Source organism: Thiobacillus denitrificans, from assembly GCF_001530125.1.
In the GTDB taxonomy this organism is placed as follows: Bacteria; Pseudomonadota; Gammaproteobacteria; order Burkholderiales; family Thiobacillaceae; genus Thiobacillus; species Thiobacillus denitrificans_C.
The window spans coordinates 1-1636 of sequence record NZ_LDUG01000050.1; the positions used below are offsets into that span (position 1 = coordinate 1).

Annotated in this window: 1 protein-coding gene; it reads right to left on the minus strand. The window is 59.7% G+C overall.

Features of this window, described 5'->3' with window-relative positions:
- Positions 1-1564, minus strand: a 1564-nt coding sequence (locus tag ABW22_RS18360) for a CHASE3 domain-containing protein (protein ID WP_157648670.1), incomplete at its 3' end; no start/stop codon positions are given.
- Positions 1565-1636: the final 72 nt, after the last annotated feature.

Consider the following 1636-nt stretch of genomic DNA (forward strand, 5'->3'; position numbering starts at 1 on the left):
CGTCGAGATTGCCCTTCTGGTTATCCGACAGCAGCTTGGCCAGGATGAGCGAGCTGTTGAGCGGTGTGCGAAGCTCGTGCGACATGTTGGCCAGAAACTCGGACTTGTAGCGGCTGGCACGGCTCAACTCCTCGGCGCGCTCCTCCAGCTGGATTTGCGCCTGATTGAGCGCGCCATTTTTCTGGTCCAGCGACAAGGCGACCTCGGACAGCCGGTGGTTGGTTTGCTCAAGCTCAGCCTGCTGGTTTTCAAGATTCACCTGATACTCCTTGAGTACCCGCGACTTCTCTTCCAGCTCTTCGTTGACCGTGCGCAGCTCTTCCTGCTGCGATTGCAGGTCTTCGTTGAGCCGCTGGCTTTCCGCCAGCACGTCTTGAAGCCGTCGGCGATAAAGCGCCGCGTGGATGGAGTTGCCAATATTGGTGGCGATCATGTTGACGAACTCCAGATCGCGCGGGCCGAGCGCCCGCAGAAACCCGAGTTCGAGCACGCCGTTGACCTCTCCCTCGTTTTGTACCGGTACCACCAGCACATGGCGCGGCGTGCCCTGGCCCAGGCCCGAGGTGACTTTCAGGTAGTTGTCGGGCAAGTCGTTGAGTTGCAGCACCCGGTTTTCAAGGGCGGCCTGTCCTACCAGTCCTTCGGCACTGTAAAACGATTGCCCGGTTTCTTCATAGTCCTTGCTGAAGCCATAGGCAGCCACACGCCGCAGGCTGCCGTCGTCTTCCCGGACATACAAGGCCGCCACGGCAGCATCAAGATAACGCGCCACGAATTCCAGCACGCTGCGGCTAAGCGATTCCACCCCTGGATGGCCGATCGTGTGTTCGGCCAGTTGCAGCTGTCCGGTGCGCAGCCAAAGCTGCTGATCCAGCAGCAGCGCAGTGGCCGCTTGCTTTTGCTCCGTCTCGCCGTAAGTGTCCGACAGTTGCACCAGTTCGCGGCGGCCAACGAAAGCCAGCAGACCGCTCAGGCCCAGGCTGAACAGCAAATAAGCCGCCATGCCCCAAAACGTGGTGTTTCTGGCCTCATCGTTGCGCTGCTGCAGCAGCCGCTCTTCAACGCTGATGAACTCGGCGAACTCGCGCCGAATTTCATCAGTCAGGCTTTTGCCCCCTGCGGAGCGAACCGGCTGCTGGTAGTCGAGGTTTCTGCGGCGAAGGGAAACAATGTTTTGCGCATATTCATTCCACTGAGCCTGCAGCGCCCCGATGCGACCAAGCCGGCTGACCTGTGCCTGGTTGTCGCGGACAAGTAGGGCCAGCGTGTTTGTTTCGGCTGCGATGCGCGGCTTCCCAATTTCAAAAGGCTGCAGCAGGGGTTCTTCGCCGGTGACCAGGAAACCGTACATGCTGGTTTCCATGTCGGCGCCCAGCTTGGCGATCAGATTGGCGTTGGTAATCGCTCGCTCTGTTTGCGCGACCCCGCCCAAGGCCGACAGCAGGTAAAAGATAAGGGCGACAAAAATGGCGGCACTGAGCACGCCGACGCCCAGCGGCAGGCTGATGTTTCGCGTCAGGATACGGCGAAAGTTTTCCTGATGGATATAGGCTGGTCCGGGCATCGTTGTTCCCGCTTCTGGCGAAGCATAAAGCGTCGAGTTTGCCCTAAACGCTGCGCTTTATGCCGGATGCAC